The following is a 20097-nucleotide window of genomic DNA, read 5'->3' on the forward strand; positions in this document are numbered from 1 at the left end:
GAGCTTACGGCACGCCCCGGCCGACCCGGGCGCACCGTCGAACTGGCCGTTCGCTTCAGAGCGGTGAGCTTGCGCCAGCCCCGCCTTGGCGCCGACAGCCGCGATCCGCGCGAACTCACGCTCAACATGGTGGAAGTGCGTGAGATCGATCCGCCTTCGCCAAAGGACGCGGTAATCTGGCGACTGTTGACCACCCACAGCGTCGAAACGCTCGCCGATGCCTGTCGCATCGTCGATCTCTATCGCTTGCGCTGGACTATCGAACAGTTGTTCCGGACCGTGAAATCCCAGGCCATCGATCTGGAGGAAAGCCTCATCGCCGATGGCGATGCGCTCGAACGCCTGGCCGCCACTGCCCTGGTCGTCGCCACCAGGGTCATGCAACTCGTACACGGGCGTGGGTCGCCGGGCCAGGCCTTCCAGGCCGCTCGCCTCTTCGATCCCACCGAGATCTCCGTCCTGGAAGCGCTCATCGCCAAGCTCGAAGGCAAGACCCAAAAGCAAAAGAACCCGCACCCCATGCACACGCTCGCATGGGCCGCCTGGTGTATCGCCAGGCTCGGAGGCTGGAACGGCTACGAAAAGGAACGTCCGCCAGGGCCCATCACCTTCACCCACGGCCTCAGACGCTTCAACGCCATCCTAGACGGCTTCCTTCTGGCATCGCAAAATCAACCCGAAGCAAATGTGTGCGCACGCTAGCCCTTGTGGGAGAAGGTGGATCGGCGCGCAGCGCCGAGACGGATGAGGGGTGCTCCAGCGGAGTGAGACGTTCGCAAATTCCGACTGGATGAACGGCGCCACCAAGCTGGAACACCCCTCATCCGTCGCCTTCGGCGACACCTTCTCCCGCAAGGGGAGAAGGAGAGGCGCTGCGTCACGGCATCAGCTGATATTCATAAAGCTTCTGATAGAGCCCGCCCTGCTTGAGCAGGGCCTTGTGCGGGCCGCTTTCCACCACCTTGCCCTTTTCCAGCACCACGATAGTGTCGGCCTGGTGCACGGTCGACAGCCGGTGCGCGATCACGATCGTCGTGCGCCCGACGGTAAGCTGCTGCAGCGCGTCGCGGAACAGCGCTTCCGATTCGGCATCGAGCGCGCTGGTCGCCTCGTCGAGCAGCAGGGTCTCGGCGTTGCGCAGCATGGCGCGTGCGATCGAGATGCGCTGGCGCTGGCCCCCGGACAACAGCGAGCCGTTCTCGCCGACCTCCGTGTCATAACCCTTGGTCATGGCGCTGATGAAGTCATGCGCATTGGCGGCCTTGGCGGCGGCGATCACCTCTTCGTCGGTCGCGTCCTCGCGACCGAGGCGGATGTTGTGCATGACCGTGCCGGCAAACAGGAACGTGTCCTGGCTGACATAGGCGATCTTGCGCCTGAGCGAATCGAGCGTCGCGAACGAGATGTCCTGGCCGTCGAACATCACCTTGCCGGTCTGCGGATCATACATGCGCATGATCAGGTTCAGGATCGTCGACTTGCCGCTGCCCGACGGTCCGACCAGCGCCGTCATCTTGCCGGCGTCAAGCGTCAGGTTGAATCCTTCGAACACCGGCGGGCTTTCCGGATAGGCGAAGCCGACATTGTCGAAGCGGATTTCCCCCGGACCGGGTTGCAGCGGCGTTGCGCCGGGTTTCTCGGCCAGCGTCAGCGGCCGGTCGGCGAGCTGGAACATCATGCGCACGCCGACAATGCCCGTCTCCAGCGAGATGCGGACGCGGGCCAAGCGCTTTGCCGGCTCATAGGCCAGCAGCAGCGCGGCGATGAAGGCCATGATATTGCCTGGCATCTGGCCGCCCTGCAGCACCAGCAGGCCGCTGACCAGCACGGCGCCGGCAATCGCCAGCCCGGCCAGCGTTTCCATCACCGGGCTGGTGGCGGCTTCCAGCGTGGCGATGTTGTTCGCACGGGTTTCGACGTCCGACACCGCCTTGTGCATGCGCCTGCGCATCGCGGCTTCGAGATTGAAGGATTTGACGACCCGCACGCCGATCGCCGTTTCCTGCATCACATGCACGATCTGGCCGAGCGAGATGAATTCCATCGCCGCGATCTTGCGGACGCGTCTCAGGATGCGGTTGACGCCATAGATCGCCACCGGTCCGACGACGAAGCAGATCAGCGACAGCGCCGGCTGCTGCCAGACCATGACCATCACCAGCACAACCAACGTCACCAGGTCCCGCACATAGGACGTGACGACGAGGTCGAGCACGCTGCGCGCCGCCTGCGCGTTGTTGGTCATGCGGGTGATCAGGTCGGAAGACGAGGTCGAATGGTAGAATTCGATGCCTTGCGCCAGGATACGGTCGTAGATCTTGCGCTGCCGGTCGGCAATGATGGCATTGCCGACGCGGCTCATGAAATAGGTCTGGACGAAAGTCGCGATGCCCTTGAGAACAAAGATCGCCGCCACACCCCCGGCAATCAGGTTGACGCGGTCTATCCGCTTATAAACCACGAACTCGTTGGTGATTTCGCGCAGGATCCAGGCGCTTGCCCCCGTCATGAGGGCGACCACCAGCATCGACAATATGGCCGCGCCATAGCCGAACTTATGGTCTTGGAAGGATTCTCTTACCAGCCTCGCGATGAGGCGTTGGTTTTCCGTCGAGCGGAAGAAGCGAAACAACGGCCGATCCTATGGCTGGCTGCGAGAAATTCGGATTCGCCACAATGGCGCGTGGCGGCTTATAGAGCGAGTTGAGACCGGATGGAACCTTTCGCCATCGAGGGAAAGAAAAGGCTGCGGCAGGCTGTCTTTTCGGTCACGATGTTGCCGATTCCTGGAAAAGGGTGACGACAGATGGATTTCGACTTGATCGTGCGCGGCGGCACGCTGCCGGATGGCAGGATTGCCGATATCGGCATTGCCGGCGAGACCATCGTCGCGATCGAACCAAAGCTCGAGGGTTCGGCGCCGGCCGAAATCGACGCGAGCGGCAATCTCGTCTCGCCGCCCTTCGTCGATCCGCATTTCCATATGGATGCAACGCTGTCCTACGGCATTCCGCGCATCAATGCGTCAGGCACGCTGCTCGAAGGCATCGCGCTATGGGGCGAATTGAAGCCGCTGCTGACGCATGAGGCCGTGCGCGAGCGCGCGCTCGCCTATTGCGACTGGGCCGTGTCGATGGGCCTGCTCGCCATCCGCAGCCATGTCGATGTCTGCGACGACCGGCTGCTCGCGGTGGAAGCCCTGCTCGATGTCAAGAAAACCGTCGCGCCCTATATCGACCTGCAACTGGTCGCGTTTCCGCAGGACGGCCTCTACCGCTCGCCGAATGCTCGTGAAAACACCATCCGCGCGCTCGACATGGGCGTCGACATCGTCGGCGGCATCCCGCATTTCGAGCGCACCATGGCCGAGGGCGCCCGCTCGGTGACGGAGCTTTGCGAGATGGCGGCCAAACGCGGCCTGATGGTCGACATGCATTGCGACGAGACCGACGATCCGCTGTCGCGCCATATCGAGCAGCTGGCCTATGAAACGCAGCGCCTTGGGTTGCAGGGCAGGGTGGCCGGGTCGCACCTCACATCGATGCATTCGATGGACAATTATTACGTCTCGAAGCTTTTGCCGCTCATCGCCGAGGCCGGTGTATCGGCAATCCCCAATCCGCTGATCAACATCATGCTGCAGGGGCGCCACGACACCTTCCCGAAGCGGCGCGGCCTGACCCGGGTCAAGGAGATGCAGGCGCTCGGCATCCGCGTCGGCTGGGGCCAGGATTGCGTGCTCGACCCCTGGTACTCGCTGGGCACCGCCGACATGCTCGACGTCGCCTTCATGGGCCTGCATGTCGCGCAGATGTCGAGCCCGGCCGACATGGCGCGCTGCTTCGATATGGTGACCAACGTCAACGCCGCCATCATGGGGCTCGATCATCTGGGCCTGGCGGTCGGCAAGCGGGCGAGCCTCATCGTGCTCGATGCCGGCAATGCGATCGAGGCCGTTCGCCTGCGCCCCGAGCGCCTCTGCGTCATCGCCAGGGGCAAGGTGGTGGCGCAACGGACGAAGCAGGAAACGCGGCTTTCGATCGCGGGACGGCCGGCGCAGGTGAACCGGCGGCATAAAACAGCGTAGGTCTGTGCGTCTCGGTTTGACCACTCGCATTGGCGGCGCTTTCGCCGGAGCTTCGTCATCCACGGGCGGAGCGGGAGCGAAGCGGACGCGCAGACCCGAGGATCCATGCCGTGGCCTCGCGCGAAGGGCGGAGGCGGCGCAGGACAAAGGTCGTTCTGCATCGCTGCGACGCCTAGAGGTAACGGCATGAATTCTATGGTCTGCGCCGCGTCGCTTCGCTCCTTGCTTCGCCATAGAATGACGAAGTCACGAGCGTTCATGCCAATCGCGAACCGTTCATGATACTTTGCGCTTCGGTCAACCTCGATTCCCGGCGCTGGTCTTACGGATTTCCCTCGTCAAACCGGCAGCATGCGGCTAGGGAGCGGCATGGCCTCCCTCGCCCGCAATTTCACGATCAGGAACATGTTGCTCGCCGGCATCCTGTTGATGCTGGCCGGCGACTTCATGTTCGCGCTGAACGACGCGATGGGCAAATGGCTGGTCGCTTCCTTCTCCGTCGGGCAGGTGGTGCTGATCCGCTCGATCGGCGCCTTCTTCGTGCTGGGTCCGATGATCGCCAACCAGGGCACGGCCAGGCTGTTTCACATGGATCGGCCGGTTTTGCAGTTCCTGCGTGTCGTGGCCACCACCGCCGATACAGGGCTTTTCTACGCCGCGGTCGTCTACCTGCCGCTGGCCGACGTGATGAGCTTCTACATGGCCGGGCCGATCTACGTCGCGGCGCTGTCGCACTTGCTGCTCGGCGAAAAGGTCGGCTGGCGGCGCTGGCTGGCGATCCTGGTCGGCTTCTGCGGCGTGCTGATCATCCTCAAGCCGTCCTCGGCGGCCTTCTCGCTGTCGTCGGCCTTCGCGCTGGTCGGCAGCATCGCCTTCGGCTTCGCCATCATCCTCGGCCGCCTCCTGCGCGGCACCAGCGACACGACTTTGGTGACCTGGCAGACGATCGGCACGCTGATTGTCGGCGGCCTGCTCACCATCGGTGCCTGGCGCACGCCGTCGGCGCTCGATTTCGGCGCCATGCTTCTGCTCGGCGTTGTCTCTTGCGCTGCCCATCTGATGATCACCAGGGCGCTGAAGCTGGCGCCGGCCTCAACGCTGGCGCCGCTGCACTACAGCCTGCTCCTGTGGGCGGTGGTCTTCGGCCTGGCCTTCTTTGGCGACGTGCCCAGCCCGCGCATCCTGGTCGGCGCGGCCATCGTCGTGCTTACCGGCATGTTCATCTTCCATCGCCAGAAGGTGGTGGAGACCGAGGTGCCGCCGGAGAACGTGCCGAAGGGCGTGAATTAATGCATGTCGCGCAAAAGTGTGCAGCGGTTTTGCGATAACGACATGCATGAAAACAAATGCTTAAAGGCTGGGCTTTCCGGTGCCTAACCCGCGCGCACGGCGGCGAGGTGCCGTGAGAATTCCGCGGTCTCCATCAGCGCCTGGCAGCGGGTGAAGCGGCCGTCGGCATAGGCGCGGAAATCGTCAGCCGGATTGTCGTTGGCGAGCTGGATCAGTCCCCACAGCGTCCAGAGCAGGTCGCACATCGCCTTGTAGATGACGACGCGGCCGCGCTCTGCCGGCCTCGCCTCGCCGCCGAAATAGGCGCGCATCAATTCCTCGTCCTGGCCCGCATCGAACCTGCCCTCGACCGAGAGGTCGCCGAGGTCCCACAGCGGATCGTTCATGCCGGAATATTCCCAGTCGACGATCCACATCCGCTCGCCCGTATCGAGGAAGTTTTCGCATAGCGGATCGCAATGGCAGGCGGCGAGCGGGATGGCGTGCGCGGCAAGCGCCGCGCGCACCGCGCCTGCCTCGCGCACCACGTCGCGATAGCCGGCGGGCAGCGCCACGTCCTTCGTCGATAATATCTTGAGGTAGTCGTCGATCATCGCGAACAATTCGAAGCGGAAGGGAAACACCGCGCCCGATGAATGCAGCTTGCGGAAGGCTTGGCCCGCTCGCGCGGGGCTGCCCGACCGCGCCTTGAATTTCTCCGGCGACATCGTCACGGCGCCGGCGATGAAGCGCGTCGCCATCAGGCCGGACGCCGGATCGGCATAAAGCACTTCGGGACTGACGCCGGCCTTGGCCGCCTCGCGCGCCGCCACCGCCTCGTTGGCGCGGTTGATATATTCTTGCGTGCCCTTGCCGGGAATGCGCAGACACGCTTCGCCGGCCCGGTAAACCTTGTTGGTCAGGCCGCCCAAACGCTCCAGCGGTCCGTCATAGCCTGCCAGCGCCGGAATGGCGGCCAACGCGGCGCGCGCCTCGTCCATCGTCACCCCCTTCACCATCACACGATATTTTATAGCGGAACGGTTCCACAGTTTTTGCCGCTTGGCTACCATTGCGGGTACGAATCGGCGGCGGGAGCAGAAATGGCGGACGGCAAGCACAGCGGCTCGCTAAGCGCGGCCTACGCCGCGAAGCGGCCTGACGAAGTGGCGGCGATCTATGACAGCTGGTCCGAGACCTATGATGCCGACATGTCGGCCGCCGGCTATCGCCACCCGACGATCTGCCTGGCGCTGCTTGCCAGGCACCTGCCGCGCGGCGCCGAACCCTTGCTCGATGCCGGCGCCGGCACTGGCCTGATCGGCGAATGGCTGGCCATCACCGGCTATCCGAAGGTCGAGGCGCTCGACATCTCGCAAGGCATGCTGGACAAGGCCGGCGCCAAGGGCGTCTACAGTGCGCTGCATCGCCTGGCGATGGGCGACGCTTTGCCCTTCGCCGACGGCGTCTATGCCGGCATTGTTTCGGCGGGCGTCTTCACCTCCGGCCATGTCGGGGTCGAGGGACTGGACGAGTTGATCCGCATCTGCCGTCCAGGCGGGATCATCGTGCTGACCGTCAAGAACACGCTGTGGCAATCAGGCTTCGCCGAGCGCATTGCCGGACTTGAGGCTCAGGGCAGGGTGAAGCGCGTCGAGGAAACGGCGCCTTACGCCTCGATGCCGGGCGAGTCCGATACCGTGCCAAGCCGGGGACTTGTACTGCGCGTCAGCTGACCATTCCGTCGATCAGGCCTTTATCCTTGCCCCGGCCGGATCGTACATCGCTTCGAGACGGACCTTTGCCGGCGTGCGCTCCATCGCCACGACCAGCTCATAGTCGCCCGAGGCCAGAAAATCGTCGCTGACGCCGTCGGCATTGCGCACATAGCCGTAGCCGATGTTCTTCTCCACCGTGTAGCCGTAGCCGCCGCTGGTGAGATAGCCGACCGGCTCGCCATCGCGCAGGATCGTCTCGCGTCCGACCAGCACGATTTCCGGGTCGTCCACCGTGAAGCCGGCAAAGCGTTTCGTCGGCGGCTTGCCGGCCGTCTTCTCAAGCGCCCGGCGTCCGACGAAGTCGGTATTCTTGCGAAGCTTCACGGCCCAGCCAAGACCCGCTTCCAGCGGCGTATCGTTCGGCGTAATGTCGGAACCCCAGGCGCGATAGCCCTTCTCCAGTCGCAGCGATTCCAGCGCCCGGTAGCCGACCGGGCGAATGCCATGCGCCTTGCCCGCCGCCATCAGCGCATCGAAAACCTCGCCGGTGGCGGCGATCGGCACATGCAGCTCCCAGCCCAGTTCCCCGACATAAGTGACGCGCAGCGCCTTCACGCTATGGCCGGCGATTGCGATCTCGCGGGCATGGCCGAAGGGGAAGGCGGCGTTCGAGACATCGGCGTCCGTCACCGCCGACAGCACGTCGCGGGCGCGGGGTCCCATCAGCGACAGCGTGCCGAAATCCTCCGTGACGTCGGTCAGCCTGGCGTCGAGACCGGAGCCGATATGGTCGCTGATCCAGGACAGGTCATGCGTGCGGAAGCCCGTGCCGGTGACGATGTAGAACCGGTCCTCGCCGAGCCGCGATACCGTAAGGTCGGCTTCGATGCCGCCGCGCGTGTTGAGAAGCTGTGTGTAGGTCAGCCGTCCGACCGGCTTGTCGACGTCGTTGGCGCAGATCCAGTCGAGCGCCTTCAGCGCGTCCGTGCCGGTCAGCTCATATTTGGCGAACGACGACTGGTCGAAGATGCCGACCTTCTCGCGCACATGAAGGTGCTCGTCGCCGACCGGGCCGAACCAGTTCTGGCGGCCCATCGAATAGACGTCCTCGGCGACCGCGCCGTCCGGCGCGAACCAGTTCGGCCGCTCCCAGCCAAGCTTGGAGCCGAACACGGCGCGATGCGTCTTCAGCCGCTCGCAGAGCGGCGAGACGATGCGCGGCCGTCCGGACAGATATTCCTCGTGCGGGAAGCCGATCGTGTAGTGCTTGCCGTAGGCCTCCAGCGTGCGGTCGCGGACCCAGTCGCGGTCGCGGTGCAGGCCGGAGAAGCGGCGGATGTCGACCACCCACAGGTCGAGCGGCGCCTCGCCGTCGACCACCCATTGCGCCAGCACCCAGCCGGCGCCGCCGCCGGAAGCAATGCCGAAGGCGTTGAAGCCGGCGCCGACGAACATGTTGGCGCATTCGGGCGCGACGCCGAGGATGAAGTTGCCGTCCGGCGTGAAACTCTCCGATCCGTTGATCATCTGCTTGACGCCGGCGGTTTGCAGCGCCGGAACGCGCGCGATCGCCTGCGTCATATGCTGTTCGAAATGATCGTAATCGTCGTCGAACAGGCGGAATTCCCAGTCGCCGGGAACATCGCCGCCGGGAAGCCCTGTTGCCCACGCCTGCGGGTTGGGCTCATAGCCCCCCATCACCAGCCCGCCGACCTCTTCCTTGAAATAGGTGCGGCGGTCGGGGTCGCGGATCGTCGGCGCGTCGGTCGCAAGGCCCGCGATCTTCTCGGTGATGATGTACTGGTGCTTGACCGGCTGCAGCGGCACGTTGATGCCGGCCATCGCGCCGACCTGCCTTGCCCATTGTCCAGCGCAGTTCACCACCTTGTCGCAGGCGATATCGCCCTGTGAAGTCTTCACCGCCGCGATGCGGCCGTCCTTCATCGTAAAGCCGGTGACGCGCACGCCCTCGAACAGTTTCGCGCCATGCATGCGCGCGCCCTTGGCGAGCGACTGGGCGATGTCTGAGGGGCTTGCCTGCCCGTCGCTCGGCAGCCAGGAAGCGCCGACAAGGTCGCCTGTTTCCATCAGCGGCCACATGCGTTTCACTTCCGCCGGCGACAGCAGCTGCATATCCATGCCGAAGCTTTTGGCCGTCGTCGCCAGCCGCTTGAACTCGGTCCAGCGGTCGGCGTTCGTCGCCAGCCGCAGGCAGCCGGTCATCTTCCAGCCGGTCGCCAGGCCCGTCTCGGCCTCCAGCCCCTTATAGAGCTCGACCGAATATTTGAGCACGCGCGTGATCGAGGCCGAGGAGCGCAGCTGCCCGACAAGGCCGGCGGCGTGCCAGGTCGAGCCCGAGGTCAGCTTGCCCTGCTCGAGCAGCACCACGTCCGCCCGGTGGTCGCGCGCCAGGTGGTAGGCAGTGGAACAGCCGATGATGCCGCCGCCGATGACGACGATTTCGGCATGGCTGGGCAAGGTCATGATCTGGTTCCGTATTTCGTCCGGTAGTTGTCCAGTGCCGCGTCGAGCCGGACGAGGTTTTCCTCGCTATAGGCGACATAGTCGATGCCGGGTGCGTCGAGATAAAGCTCGGACACCATGCTCCACATCGCTTCGCGCAGCAGCGAGGCGCATTGCATGGCGGCATGCGAGCGGCGGATTTCGCCGTCCGGCTCCTTCATGAAATAGGCGGTCATGAAGGCGAAGGATTCATCATCGCTCAGGCCGGCGTTGGAGGCGGCGCCGGCGAGGTCGAACATTGCCGTGTTGAAGCCGGCATACTCGAAATCGATCAGCCACAGCCGCTTGCCGTCATCGAGGATGTTGGCCGGCAAAAGATCGTTGTGGCCGAAGACGATCGGCAGCAGCTTTTGCGCCCGCTCGAGCTCGTCCGCCAGGGCCAGATAACGTGGCAGCTCGCTCTTCTTGCGGCTGCCGCCTTCGTCCAGCGTGCGCGCATAGTCGCGGATGACGTGGAATACCCAGAACATGAAGCCCGCGCCGGAGACATGTTTGGGCATCTCGCGGTGAAAGCCGCGCAGCAGCGCCGCCACGCGGCCGAGATTGTCCCGCACATCCTCTCCCAGGAAGGTCTTGGCGCCGAGAAATTCCGTCACCAGGATGCCGGGCTCGGCATAATGCACAGCCGGCGCGAAGCCCGCCACATGCGCCGCCCGTGCGGTCATCACCTCGCGCTCGCGAAAGACATGGTGGAACGGGAAGTCCTGGCCGAAGCGCACGACATGCCGCCCGGCCGCGTCCGTCACGACAAAATTGGCGTTGCTGAGGCCGCCCGGCAGCGGCTCGATCTCGATGCCGCCGTTCCAGCACGGTAAGGCGCGGATGCGGTCTTCGGCGCTCACGGCTTCGCTCCGGCCCCAACCGGTCCCGCGGAAAACAAGGCTGGGAGAACATGAAAAAGCCTCGTCGGTGCGAGACGCCAGGATCGGTATCCCGCACCGCACCGACGAGCCCCTTGGCCAGGCATGGTATCCCGGCATCCGCCCCCGCGGATTCGATAAAAGCTCGCGCCTGGCTGGTTCCAGGCGATCTGGTCACTAGGTTGCGGCTCTGCCATCACCCTCCCGCGGCAGTTCCGAGCCTGTCACAAGGTCAATGTCACGCCAGCGTGGCAACGCTGTCAATCCAAAAGCTGTGACCTTTTTTGGGTGTTTTGCCCGAAAATATAAGCGACTCCTTTCAAAGCGTTGCCAAAGCCTTAAATTCGGTCAGAATTCCCGGACACACCGATGATCCATTCGAAACGGCACGGCGAAATCCTGCGGCTCCTCAGCGAGGAGGGCACGATCACCATAGCCAGCCTTGCCGAGCGGCTCGGCGTCTCGCTGGAAACAGTCCGGCGCGATGTCAAGCCGCTCGCCGATGACGGGTCGGTGCTGAAGATGCACGGCGCCGTGGGCCTTGCCTCGATGCTGGGTGAGGCGCCGTTCGAACGGCGCATGCGCGAGAATGCCGAAGCCAAGCGCCTGATCGCCAGGATGGTCGCGGCCACGATCCGCGATGGCGAGGCGATCATGCTCGATACCGGCACGACCACGTCCTTCCTCGCGCGCGAGCTGCTCGGCCATCGCCGGCTGACGGTGGTCACCAATTCCTCCGACATTGCCCGCACGCTGGCGACGGTGAACGGCAACAAGGTCTACATGGCGGGCGGCGAGCTGCGCAGCGATTCAGGCGCGGCTTTCGGCATTTCGGCGATCGAGTTCGTCAGCCGCTTTTCGGTCGATCATGCGGTGATCTCGATCGGAGCCGTCGATGCGGCCGCCGGCCTGACCGACTATGATCTGGACGAGGCGGAGTTCGCCCGCATGGTGCTGTCGCGCGGCCAGCGCTCGCTGGTCGTCACCGACCATTCCAAGTTCGGTCGGCAAGGCCTGGTCCGGGTCTGCGGCTTCGACGGCTTTTCCGAGCTCGCCACCGATCAGCCGCCGCCACGCGATATAGTCGCCGCGCTGAGCCAGGCCGGCGCCCGGCTCAGTATCGCGGCCTGACGTCATCCAAGGGATAGGAACCTAGCCGAATACCAGCGACTGGTGCGCCGCAACCCCGGCCATCGCGCCGCCAGACACCGCGAAGGCGATGTTGTGCATCAGGCGCGCGGCGTCTCCTGCCGCGAAGACGCCAGGCACCGATGTCTGCTGCTTGTCGTCCACGACGATCGCCTTGCCGAGCGGGCCTTCGTTGAAGACGCAGCCCAGCTGCTCGGCGAGCGGGCTTGCCATCACGTTGCGCGGCGCGGTGAACAACGCCCGCACGCTCGCGCTGCGATTGCCGTCGAGCCTGATGACCAGGCCGCCGGACCCGCTATCCTGCACTTCGCTCACCTTGCCCGGCTCGAACCGGATGTTGCGCTTCTCCAATATCCGCGCCTGGTCCGTATCCGGTTCGAACAAACCGTCGGCGAACAGCGTGACCTCGCCCCAGTCGGAGATCAGCTCGGCCTGGTGCAGCGACATCGGTCCGGTCGCCAGCACGCCGAGCGGCCCGCCGGCCACCTCGTAGCCGTGGCAATAAGGACAATGCAGCACCGTCTTGCCCCACTGCGCGGCCAGTCCGGGAACGTCCGGCAGGATGTCCCGGACACCAGTGGCCAGCACCAGCCGCGTCGCGCCCAAACCCTCGCCATCATTCATCCAAACCTCGAAGCCGGTGCCGGCAATGGCCGCCCGCTCGGCGCGGCCCTCGATCACCCTGACGGTGGGATAGGCGAGCAGCTGTCCCCTGGCCTCGTCGAGAATGTCCGCCGGCGCCCGTCCGTCCTGGCCGAAGAAGCCGTGCGAATGTTCGGCGAAGCGGTTCCGCGGCTCGCCGGCATCGATCACCAGCACCTTGCGCCGCCCGCGCGCCACATACATGGCGGCGGACAGGCCGGCAAAGCTGCCGCCGACGACGATCACATCATACTGCATGGCTGGATACTCCAATGAGGTCATAACGGCGGCGGAAATCGGCCGTCAGGTCGGCCAGCGTGATATGGCTGAGCCGCTCAGTGAGCAGCCTTTCCGCCTCCAGGCGAAAATCGTCGAGCACGGCGATGACCGCCTGCTCGACGAGGCATCCGGGACTTTCCGGCTCGGTGCTGAACGGCAACAGCGTCTCGCCGAGCGCGCCGCTGATCTCGGCCAGCGAGATCTTGTCGGGCGCGCGGCCGAGCTGCCATCCGCCGCCATGGCCGCGCGACGAGGTGACGATGCCGGCCTCCCGCAGCCCAGCAATGGTGCGGCGCACCACCACCGGGTTGGTGTGGATGAAGCCGGCAAGCTGTTCGGATGTCAGTGCCCGGTCGGGGGCCTCGGCCATATGGACCAGGATATGCAGGGTCGAGGACAGGCGGCTGTTGCGTTTCATGTAACTTAGTTAGTTACGAATCGCGCCAATGTCAAACTCGGCTGGGACTTCCACGAAGGCAAGGTTGTGCGTCAGGTCGGAAAGATCATCCGAAAACAGGCGCCGCCCTGCTTGCCGTCGAGCACCTCGACTTTACCGCCATGCAGCTGCATCAGGTCGCGAACAAGGTTGAGGCCGAGGCCGGCGCCATGGTCCTGCGGATGCAGGCGATAGAAGGGCTCGAAGATCCGCTCTCGTTCGGATGCCGGCACGCCGTCGCCTTCGTCCAGCACATCGATCATCGCGGGCAGGCTTACACTGATGGTGATCCGGCCGGCCTTGCCGCCATGATCGATCGCGTTCTGGACGAGATTGGTCACGGCGCGTTCAATGGCCGTGCGGTCTCCGCGCGCGATGAGCTTTTCCTTTGCCGGCTCGAACGACATCTCGTAGCCGGCGGCAAAAGCCATCGGCGCCAGGTCGATCACGACGTTGCGGGCAAGAAGGACCAGGTCAACCGGCCCGAAATGCTCGGCCTGGCGATCGAGCCGCTGCAGGTCGAGCAACTGGTCGGCCAGCGTCGACAGCCGCGCGGCATCCTGCAACAGCCTGGCGCGCTCCGGTGTTGCCGGCAGCGCGGCGAGCCGGGTGTTGAGAATGGCGACCGGCGTTCTGAGCTCATGCGCGGCATCGGTCAGGAAACGCTTGTGCTGTGCGTAACCGGCATCGAGCCGCGACAAGGCGGCGTTGACCGCATCGACCAGCGGCGTGACCTCCTTCGGCACCCCATCCAGCGGCAACTGCGCGCCGCGCTTGTCGATCTCGATCTGCTCCGCCGCGCGCGCCGCGTTGCCGAGGCCGGAAAGCGCGCCGCGCACCACCCAGGGTGTCGCAAACAGCGTGGCGAGCGCCATCAGCCCGGCCAGCGGCAATATTCCCCACAGGAAAAGATTTGGCGCCTGTCCGAGCACCCGAAACAAAGCAAGCTTCCCCTTGGTGCCGCTCATGATCTGGACCTTGCCGGCCGCCGTGTCCGACCACCGGATCTTTCCGCCCGGCGGCGATGCTTCGCCGACGGCGGGGTCGATGCGGGCATCGCTGATATTATCCAGCAGGCCGACAAAAGGCTGGAATTTCGCCGGCACGGTCCCTTCCTGAAGCCGATGTCCTCGCTGGTCGCGGATGATGAACCAGAGGTCCGGGACATCCGAACGCAGCCTGGTCAGATCGGAATTTTCCTTCAGCGCCAACGCCCCGCCGGCGTCGCGCGTCACCGCATCCGCCAGCACATCCATCGTGCCGTCCTCGTAATCGTGCGGTATGATCCCGGTGGCGAGCATTGCGCCGATAATGCCGGCGATGATCAGCGTCAGCATCACGCATTGCAGGACGGCAATGCGCAGCACCAGGCTCCATTTCAGCGAACGCGGCCGACGCAAGCTCATGTGATCTCGCGCAGCAGGTAGCCGACGCCGCGAATGCCGTTGATGATGACCCCGCCATCGGCTTCGCTGAGCTTGCGGCGCAGCCGCGAGACATGGGTGTCGAGCGCGTTGGATTGGATCTCGTCGTCCAGCCCGAACACGGCTTCCATCAGAGCCTCGCGCTGCACCATGCGCCCCGTTCGCCGCATTAGCGCTTCCAGCACCAGCAGTTCGCGGCGCGGCAGGGCGAGCGGTTCGCCGCGGATCGAGGCTTCGCGGTGGCCGACGTCGAGCGAAACATGGCCGGCGCGGATGGTCTGGGCCTCGATCGCCGCCGGACGTCTCAGCAATGCTCGCAGCCGCGCCAGCAATTCCTCGAAGGCGAAAGGCTTGGCCAGATAGTCGTCGGCGCCCATGTCGAGCCCGTCGACCTTGTCGGCGGTGTCGCCTCTGGCCGTCAGCATCAGCACCGGCGTCGTGTTCCTTGCTGCGCGAAGCTTCGGCACCAGCGTCAGCCCGTCGCCGTCCGGCAACTGCCGGTCGAGCAGGATCGCATCATAGCCGTCTACCGCCACGAACCCTTCCGCTTCCAGCAGCGAGCCGGCATGGTCGACCACCATGTCGTGCCGCCTCAGCGCGGTCCGCAATGCCGAAACCATTTCCGGCTCATCCTCGACCAGCAGGATACGCATTCAACATCCCTTGCAATCCCTCGCCGGCCGACTATCGCGCCAAGATTGCGCAAACATGGCGCCGGTTCTCGCCGATGCGCGAGCCTTTTCTTTCGTGCCACCACGCGATGCGCAATGTCCATGCAATCCTCTACCCGCAAACAGCGCCTCGTCGAATGCCGGGCAGCCCGAATCGCCCGCGCTAGCAATGAGGTCAACATGCCTGCAAGCGATGCTCTATCCTTCCTGATGGCCTGGACGCTGGCGCCGTTCCGGGTGGGTTCGGTCACGCCCTCGAGCCCGAGCCTGGCGGCGCTGATGACGCGCGAGATCGGTCCCGAGACCGGTCCGGTGCTGGAGCTCGGGCCGGGAACCGGTCCTTTCACCCGCGCCCTGCTGCAGCGCGGCATCCGCGAAAGCGATCTAACGCTGGTCGAGTCCGACCCGGATTTCGCCTCGCTGCTCGCGCGCCGCTTCCCGGCGGCGCGTATCGTCGAGATGGATGCGGTCGGCCTGCGCCATCTGCCGCTGTTCGATGGCCCGGTCGTCGGCGCGGCAGTCAGCGGACTGCCCTTTCGCCTGATATCGCCGCGCAAGTCATCCGCGATCCTGGAAGGCGTCTTTGCCAGTCTTCGGCCGGGCGCGGCGCTCTACCAGTTCACTTATGGCCGCCGGTGTCCTTTCGACCAGACGGTGCTCGACAGGCTCGACCTCGAGGCGGTCCGTATCGGCGGCACCTTTCGCAACTTTCCGCCGGCGTCGGTCTATCGTGTCTCCAGGATCAAGAGCCTCGGCACCTACGACTGGCGCTTCGCATGACCGATCTCCTGTCGGCGGCACTCGGGCTTGGCCTGATCGGCGCCGCCTGTCTCGCTTTCACCGAAAAGATCCTGCCTGTGCCGCCGTCGCACGTGCTGCTGCTCTTTCTCGGCATGACCAGGGCGTCTGACCTGGCGGCACTCGGCGTCCTGCTGGCGGTGACGACCTTGGCTTCGACGGCCGGTTGCCTGTTCTGGTATTCGATGGGTGCCCGGCTTGGGCCTGCGCGCGCCGAAGCCCTCGTCGGGCGCTTCGGCCGCTATATATTCCTTCGCCACGAAACCTATCTGCGTTTCTCCGGCGCCTACCGCCGCAACCAAATGCGAGCCTCGCTGCTGGCGCAGTTCGTGTCGACGGTGCGCAATTATCTGCCGATCGCCGCCGGCGCGCTGCGCCTGCCGGCCTTGTCATTCGCTTTGGCCACCTTGCTTGGCGCGATGCTGTGGAACGCCGGCTTCCTTCTTGCCGGCTATGCGATGCGCGACGGCGTCCACGATCTGCCGACGGTGGCGTTTCGCATCATGGCGGTCGTGCTCGCGCTGGAAGTCACGTTCTTCATTGCGCTGCGCGCCCGCTGGCACCGCGTCGCAAGAGGCTAGGAGTTGCCGGCGTGAACAAGCCGGCTGCGCCCGCTTCCTTTCCCGCGCGCGCCGGTGTTTAGTCCGGCCATGGCTTTCACCATCCGCCAATTGCAGTTCTTCGTTGCCGTCGCCGAGCAGGGCACCGTCTCGGGCGCCGCGCAGAACCTGTCGATTTCCCAGTCCTCGGTCACCGAGGCGATCAAGGAGCTGGAGAGCGATCTCGGCGTCGAGCTCTTCGAGCGCCATCCGCGCGGCTTGAACATCACCCATAAGGGCCACCAGTTCCTGCGCCACGCGACCAAGATCCTGGCCGACGTTTCCGACGCGCGCCGCTCTTTCTCCAGCGAGCAGGCCGCCGCCGGCGGCCGTCTGCAGCTCGGCGTCACCTCGCTGGTCGCCGGCTATGTGCTGTCCGACCTGCTCGCCCGCTACCGGCGCGCCTATCCCGGCGTCGAGGTCTCGGCAATCGAGGACAATGGCGATTATCTCGAGCACCTTCTGGTCGGCGGCAAGCTCGACATCGCCGTCATGGTGACGTCCAATCTGCGCGACCGAACGGCGCTACAGTCGGAAATCCTGGAAGTTTCGGCCTACCGACTGTGGATTCCGCTCAGCCACAGGCTCGCCAGCGCCGACATCATCGGGGTCAATGACATCGTCTCCGAGCCGCTGATCATGCTTACCGTCGACGAGATCGAGGAGAACACCGGCAAGCTGCTGTCGGCGATCGGCGCCAGGCCGCATGTCGCCTTCCGCACCCGCTCGGTCGAGGCGGTGCGCAGTCTGGTCGCCACCGGCGCCGGCGTGGCGCTGCTGCCCGACCTCGTCTACAGGCCCTGGTCGCTGGAAGGCGATCGCATCGAATCGCGCGACGTTTCCGGCTCGCTGCCGGTGGTTCAGGTCGGCACGGTCTGGCGTCGCGGCTCCGCCCTGCCGCAGGCGGCTCGCGATTTCATCGGCCTCGCGCAGTCGCAGCGCATGGTGCGCCAGCGGCTGTGATCAAGCAATTCCAGGAAAAGTGTGGAGCGGTTGAGTTCGGCAACTTCGCCGTAGCCTTCCGTCCGGAATAGTATCGGTAAAACCGATATCGGCTTTCTGATAAATGAATTTGCGAAACCGGATTTTTCACCGCACTTTCGCTCAGGGAACAAAGCTGCGCCCCGAGAGCGCTGCCGTCGGAGCATGAAGCTCCGACCCTTTGTAGTTTGCGCATGATCCTTTCCGAAAACCGAGCCGGTTTTCGGGGTCATGCGCCAAAATGGGAGATCGATGATGAATGCATTCCTGAAGTCGTGCACGGCGCTGACTGTCGCGCTGACTTTTTCCGCCCAGGCCATGGCCCAGGCCAAGGAACTCGGCAAGGGCGAGGGCGAGGTCAACATCGTTGCCTGGCCGGGCTATATCGAGCGCGGCGAGACCGACAAGGGCTATGACTGGGTGACGGCTTTCGAGAAGGAAAGCGGCTGCAAGGTCAACGTCAAGACCGCCAACACCTCGGACGAGATGGTCTCGCTGATGAACGAAGGCGGCTTCGACCTGGTCACCGCATCGGGCGATGCTTCGCTGCGTCTCGTGGCCGGCAAGCGCGTGCAGCCGATCAACACCGATCTGATCCCGAGCTGGAAGACCGTCGACGACCGGCTGAAGGACGCACCCTGGTTCACCGTCGACAAGGTGCATTACGGCGTTCCCTACCAGTGGGGCCCGAACATCCTGATGTACAACACCGAAGTCTTCAAGGAAGCGCCCAAGAGCTGGAACGTCGTCTTCGAGGAAATGAAGCTGCCCGACGGCAAGTCGAACAAGGGTCGCGTCCAGGCCTATGACGGCCCGATCCACATCGCCGACGCCGCCAACTATTTGATGTTCCACAAGCCGGAGCTCGGCATCAAGGACCCCTACGAGCTCAACGAGGACCAGTACAAGGCGGCGCTGGAGCTCTTGCGCACGCAGCGCACGCTGGTCGGCCGCTACTGGCATGATGCCGCGATCCAGGTCGACGACTTCCAGAACGAGGGCGTGGTCGCCTCCGGCTCCTGGCCTTATCAGGTCAACACGCTGGTCGCCGCCAAAAAGCCGGTCGCCTCGACCGTGCCGGAAGAGGGCGTCACCGGCTGGGCCGACACCACCATGATGGAAGCCGACGCCGCCCATCCGAACTGCGCCTATATGTGGCTCGAGCATTCCTTGTCGCCGAAGGTTCAGGGCGACGTTTCGGCCTGGTTCGGCTCGCTGCCCGTCGTGCCCGCCGCCTGCAAGGGCAACGAGCTTTTGACCGACGATGGTTGCAAGACCAACGGCTACGACAATTTCGACAAGATCAAGTTCTGGAAGACGCCGGTGTCGAAATGCGCCAGCCAGAACGACCAGTGTGTGCCTTATTACCGCTGGGTGTCGGACTATATCGGCGTCATCGGCGGGCGATGATTTTCTTCACCCTCCCCTTGTGGGGAGGGTCGGCGCGCAGTGTCGGGGTGGGGGTCAGCGCTGCGGCCCGTACCAGTGCAGCCACCCGCGACTTCGCCGCGACCTCCCCCATCGAGGGGGAGGTCGGTGGCGCGCGCGTTCGCCGTCCAGCCCGATCGCGGGCGACCGAACAGAACCCAATCGGCAAGAGACTGACACTCCATGACCTCAGCCGTTTCCTTTCAAAAAGTCTCGCGCCATTTCGGCAGCGTGCGCGCCGTCGACGCTGTCGATCTCGACATCGTGGCCGGCGAGTTCTTCGCCATGCTCGGGCCGTCCGGGTCCGGCAAGACGACCTGCCTGCGTCTCATCGCTGGCTTCGAGCAGCCGACGGCAGGCTCGATCTCCATCTTCGGTGAGCGCGCCGAAGGCGTTCCGCCCTATCGCCGCAACGTCAACACCGTCTTCCAGGACTACGCGCTGTTTCCGCATTTGAACGTGCTCGACAACGTCGCTTACGGCCTGATGGTCAAGGGCGTCGGCAAGGCCGAGCGGCTCAAGGCGGCCGAGGAAGCGCTGTCGCTGGTGCGCTTGCCGGGCTACGGCGCGCGCCGCCCCGGCCAGCTCTCCGGCGGCCAGCGCCAGCGCGTGGCGCTCGCCCGAGCGCTGGTCAACCAGCCCAAGGTGCTTTTGCTCGACGAGCCGCTCGGCGCGCTCGACCTCAAGCTGCGCGAGAACATGCAGGAGGAGTTGAAGTCGCTGCAGAAAGTGCTCGGCATCACCTTCGTCTTCGTCACCCACGACCAGGGCGAGGCGCTGTCCATGGCCGATCGCGTCGCCGTCTTCAACGACGGCAAGATCATGCAGGTCGGCACGCCGGAGGATATCTACCAGCGGCCGAACACGCGCTTCGTCGCCGATTTCGTCGGCTCGTCCAATGTGCTGCCGCCGGATTTCGTCCAGCGATATGCCGGCCAACACCGCTGGGGCAGCCTGCGCCCGGAGTCGATCCGCGTTTCAAGCGCGGCAAGTGGCGACGGCGTTGCCGCGCGCCTGGTCGGGACCAATTATCTCGGCGCAACGACGAGGCTGGCGCTCGATGCCGATGGGCTGAGGCTGCATGCGGTGCTGCCGGCGGGAATGGCGCTGCCGGCCGAGGGCGAGGCGGTAGTGCTGACCTTCAACCGCGACAGCCTGCATCTGATGGACGAGCCGGCATGATGAAGGTTTGCGCGAGGCCCCCCTCTCTGTCCTGCCGGACATCTCCCCCTC

At 64.9% G+C, this 20097-nt stretch carries 18 protein-coding genes; 10 read left to right on the forward strand and 8 right to left on the reverse strand.

The window, feature by feature from the left end; genetic code table 11:
• A partial coding sequence (locus tag FJ980_RS22800) for an IS4 family transposase (RefSeq protein WP_140546002.1) occupies nucleotides 1-702 on the forward strand: 702 nt, incomplete at its 5' end.
• Nucleotides 703-877: 175 nt separating this feature from the next.
• On the opposite strand, the gene FJ980_RS22805 is transcribed toward FJ980_RS22800, so the two are convergent.
• A complete protein-coding gene (locus FJ980_RS22805) occupies nucleotides 878-2632 on the reverse strand; it encodes an ABC transporter ATP-binding protein (RefSeq protein ID WP_140546003.1) in 1755 nt (584 codons plus the stop codon).
• Nucleotides 2633-2806: 174 nt separating this feature from the next.
• On the opposite strand from FJ980_RS22805, the gene FJ980_RS22810 reads away from it, so the two are divergent.
• A complete protein-coding gene (locus FJ980_RS22810) occupies nucleotides 2807-4087 on the forward strand; it encodes an amidohydrolase family protein (protein WP_140546004.1) in 1281 nt (426 codons plus the stop codon).
• A gap of 369 nt (nucleotides 4088-4456) precedes the next feature.
• Entirely contained in the window at nucleotides 4457-5377 is a 921-nt protein-coding gene (locus tag FJ980_RS22815; RefSeq protein WP_140546005.1) for a DMT family transporter, read from the forward strand.
• Nucleotides 5378-5460: 83 nt separating this feature from the next.
• Here FJ980_RS22815 and FJ980_RS22820 read toward each other — a convergent pair whose 3' ends face one another.
• Nucleotides 5461-6363: a phosphotransferase family protein gene (locus FJ980_RS22820; protein ID WP_140546006.1), complete on the reverse strand. Its 903-nt coding sequence runs from the start codon at nucleotides 6361-6363 to the stop codon at nucleotides 5461-5463.
• 96 nt (nucleotides 6364-6459) lie between these two features.
• On the opposite strand from FJ980_RS22820, the gene FJ980_RS22825 reads away from it, so the two are divergent.
• Nucleotides 6460-7092 carry a class I SAM-dependent methyltransferase gene (locus tag FJ980_RS22825; protein WP_140546007.1) on the forward strand — a complete coding sequence of 211 codons (633 nt, stop codon included), beginning with the start codon at nucleotides 6460-6462 and terminating at the stop codon, nucleotides 7090-7092.
• Between the two features lie 12 nt (nucleotides 7093-7104).
• On the opposite strand, the gene FJ980_RS22830 is transcribed toward FJ980_RS22825, so the two are convergent.
• Nucleotides 7105-9558, reverse strand: a complete 2454-nt coding sequence (locus FJ980_RS22830; RefSeq protein ID WP_140546008.1) for an FAD-dependent oxidoreductase — start codon at nucleotides 9556-9558, stop codon at nucleotides 7105-7107.
• Nucleotides 9555-10439, reverse strand: a complete 885-nt coding sequence (locus tag FJ980_RS22835; RefSeq protein ID WP_140546009.1) for a phosphotransferase family protein — start codon at nucleotides 10437-10439, stop codon at nucleotides 9555-9557. The genes FJ980_RS22830 and FJ980_RS22835 overlap by 4 nt, the downstream gene beginning before the upstream one ends.
• A 387-nt stretch (nucleotides 10440-10826) precedes the next feature.
• Between FJ980_RS22835 and FJ980_RS22840 the strand changes: the two genes are divergently transcribed.
• Nucleotides 10827-11588 carry a DeoR/GlpR family DNA-binding transcription regulator gene (locus tag FJ980_RS22840; RefSeq protein WP_140546010.1) on the forward strand — a complete coding sequence of 254 codons (762 nt, stop codon included), beginning with the start codon at nucleotides 10827-10829 and terminating at the stop codon, nucleotides 11586-11588.
• A 21-nt stretch (nucleotides 11589-11609) separates the two neighbouring features.
• Here the strand turns inward: FJ980_RS22840 and FJ980_RS22845 are convergent, their stop codons facing one another.
• From FJ980_RS22845 to FJ980_RS22860, 4 genes are all read right to left on the reverse strand, one after another.
• Complete coding sequence (locus FJ980_RS22845; protein WP_140546011.1) at nucleotides 11610-12506, reverse strand: NAD(P)/FAD-dependent oxidoreductase; 897 nt, start codon at nucleotides 12504-12506, stop codon at nucleotides 11610-11612.
• Nucleotides 12496-12945 carry an Rrf2 family transcriptional regulator gene (locus FJ980_RS22850; RefSeq protein WP_140546012.1) on the reverse strand — a complete coding sequence of 150 codons (450 nt, stop codon included), beginning with the start codon at nucleotides 12943-12945 and terminating at the stop codon, nucleotides 12496-12498. Before FJ980_RS22850 ends, FJ980_RS22845 begins: the two co-directional genes overlap by 11 nt.
• A 71-nt stretch (nucleotides 12946-13016) precedes the next feature.
• Nucleotides 13017-14369 carry a HAMP domain-containing sensor histidine kinase gene (locus FJ980_RS22855; protein ID WP_140546013.1) on the reverse strand — a complete coding sequence of 451 codons (1353 nt, stop codon included), beginning with the start codon at nucleotides 14367-14369 and terminating at the stop codon, nucleotides 13017-13019.
• Entirely contained in the window at nucleotides 14366-15040 is a 675-nt protein-coding gene (locus FJ980_RS22860) for a response regulator transcription factor (protein WP_140546014.1), read from the reverse strand. The genes FJ980_RS22855 and FJ980_RS22860 overlap by 4 nt, the downstream gene beginning before the upstream one ends.
• 198 nt (nucleotides 15041-15238) lie before the next feature.
• On the opposite strand from FJ980_RS22860, the gene FJ980_RS22865 reads away from it, so the two are divergent.
• The 5 genes from FJ980_RS22865 to FJ980_RS22885 all read left to right on the forward strand — a co-directional run bounded on the left by FJ980_RS22865 (nucleotide 15239) and on the right by FJ980_RS22885 (nucleotide 20046).
• Nucleotides 15239-15838 carry a methyltransferase domain-containing protein gene (locus tag FJ980_RS22865; protein WP_140546015.1) on the forward strand — a complete coding sequence of 200 codons (600 nt, stop codon included), beginning with the start codon at nucleotides 15239-15241 and terminating at the stop codon, nucleotides 15836-15838.
• Nucleotides 15835-16437 carry a DedA family protein gene (locus tag FJ980_RS22870; RefSeq protein ID WP_140546016.1) on the forward strand — a complete coding sequence of 201 codons (603 nt, stop codon included), beginning with the start codon at nucleotides 15835-15837 and terminating at the stop codon, nucleotides 16435-16437. Before FJ980_RS22865 ends, FJ980_RS22870 begins: the two co-directional genes overlap by 4 nt.
• 69 nt (nucleotides 16438-16506) lie before the next feature.
• Nucleotides 16507-17418, forward strand: coding sequence for a LysR substrate-binding domain-containing protein (locus FJ980_RS22875; protein ID WP_140546017.1), 912 nt, complete (start codon nucleotides 16507-16509; stop codon nucleotides 17416-17418).
• A gap of 273 nt (nucleotides 17419-17691) precedes the next feature.
• Entirely contained in the window at nucleotides 17692-18846 is a 1155-nt protein-coding gene (locus tag FJ980_RS22880; protein WP_140546019.1) for an ABC transporter substrate-binding protein, read from the forward strand.
• Nucleotides 18847-19047: 201 nt separating this feature from the next.
• Nucleotides 19048-20046, forward strand: a complete 999-nt coding sequence (locus tag FJ980_RS22885; RefSeq protein WP_140546018.1) for an ABC transporter ATP-binding protein — start codon at nucleotides 19048-19050, stop codon at nucleotides 20044-20046.
• The last annotated feature ends 51 nt before the right edge of the window (nucleotides 20047-20097 follow it).

The sequence above is a fragment of the Mesorhizobium sp. B1-1-5 genome (assembly GCF_006443065.1).
In the GTDB taxonomy this organism is placed as follows: Bacteria; Pseudomonadota; Alphaproteobacteria; order Rhizobiales; family Rhizobiaceae; genus Mesorhizobium.

Bases quoted from the DNA above. Each gene is read 5' to 3' on its own strand.
- FJ980_RS22810 (WP_140546004.1), top strand. From the start codon at position 2,807: ATGGATTTCGACTTGATCGTGCGCGGCGGCACGCTGCCGGATGGCAGG.
- FJ980_RS22830 (WP_140546008.1), bottom strand. From the start codon at position 9,558: ATGACCTTGCCCAGCCATGCCGAAATCGTCGTCATCGGCGGCGGCATC.
- FJ980_RS22880 (WP_140546019.1), top strand. From the start codon at position 17,692: ATGAATGCATTCCTGAAGTCGTGCACGGCGCTGACTGTCGCGCTGACT.
- FJ980_RS22845 (WP_140546011.1), bottom strand. From the start codon at position 12,506: ATGCAGTATGATGTGATCGTCGTCGGCGGCAGCTTTGCCGGCCTGTCC.
- FJ980_RS22825 (WP_140546007.1), top strand. From the start codon at position 6,460: ATGGCGGACGGCAAGCACAGCGGCTCGCTAAGCGCGGCCTACGCCGCG.
- FJ980_RS22860 (WP_140546014.1), bottom strand. From the start codon at position 15,040: ATGCGTATCCTGCTGGTCGAGGATGAGCCGGAAATGGTTTCGGCATTG.
- FJ980_RS22885 (WP_140546018.1), top strand. From the start codon at position 19,048: ATGACCTCAGCCGTTTCCTTTCAAAAAGTCTCGCGCCATTTCGGCAGC.
- FJ980_RS22815 (WP_140546005.1), top strand. From the start codon at position 4,457: ATGGCCTCCCTCGCCCGCAATTTCACGATCAGGAACATGTTGCTCGCC.
- FJ980_RS22865 (WP_140546015.1), top strand. From the start codon at position 15,239: ATGCCTGCAAGCGATGCTCTATCCTTCCTGATGGCCTGGACGCTGGCG.
- FJ980_RS22870 (WP_140546016.1), top strand. From the start codon at position 15,835: ATGACCGATCTCCTGTCGGCGGCACTCGGGCTTGGCCTGATCGGCGCC.
- FJ980_RS22850 (WP_140546012.1), bottom strand. From the start codon at position 12,945: ATGAAACGCAACAGCCGCCTGTCCTCGACCCTGCATATCCTGGTCCAT.
- FJ980_RS22840 (WP_140546010.1), top strand. From the start codon at position 10,827: ATGATCCATTCGAAACGGCACGGCGAAATCCTGCGGCTCCTCAGCGAG.
- FJ980_RS22855 (WP_140546013.1), bottom strand. From the start codon at position 14,369: ATGAGCTTGCGTCGGCCGCGTTCGCTGAAATGGAGCCTGGTGCTGCGC.
- FJ980_RS22875 (WP_140546017.1), top strand. From the start codon at position 16,507: ATGGCTTTCACCATCCGCCAATTGCAGTTCTTCGTTGCCGTCGCCGAG.